Here is a 548-nt window from a genome sequence, read left to right on the forward strand (position 1 = left end):
TTGATGATTGTGATTATGAAGCCGTGCTTAACCCACAAAATCTTGCTGTCGAGCCCGGCAAGCTGACCGCAAAGGAGGAATACCAACAAGCCTGCCGCGTTTTTGCTGAGTATATGGAGGCAGAGGAAGCGAAACGTCGTTAAACAACCGCCACTACTGGTGACGACTGTTTTCAAAGATGATGGAAGGGGGACGCGGCGTATGCGGAGTGCACCGTTAGTCGCCGGGCTTGACCCGTGGTTTGAACAGCGCGGGTATAAACGCGCGGGAAGAAAAACGATGTGGAAGAAGACGCTGCCTGGGGGGGATTGAACTTCGCAGTGACGCCGATCTGTCTTTCTATGGGGATACAGATCCAGAATCGTCGCTTGTGCAGTTTGTACGGTTGCCGCGATTTGCCAAGCTCGAAAAGGCGGCGGTTGCCAACAGTTCTTTTCGAGGTGATCCTGGTAGTGGTGCAGGTCTTGTTCTTCATCCTCGGATTCTCACCGGTGATGAACCACGTGAGATTGAGGGTGTGGGCCCGAAATGGGAAGAACTGCTTGCGC

General features: G+C 53.5%; 1 protein-coding gene. It reads left to right on the top strand.

What is annotated here, in order from left to right; all coding sequences use genetic code 11:
• Positions 1–229 precede the first annotated feature (229 nt).
• The coding region (locus HMPREF3101_RS12240) for a hypothetical protein (RefSeq protein ID WP_210386157.1) at positions 230–548 on the top strand (319 nt) is incomplete at its 3' end.

This window comes from Corynebacterium sp. HMSC29G08 (assembly GCF_001806875.1).
GTDB lineage: Bacteria > Actinomycetota > Actinomycetes > Mycobacteriales > Mycobacteriaceae > Corynebacterium.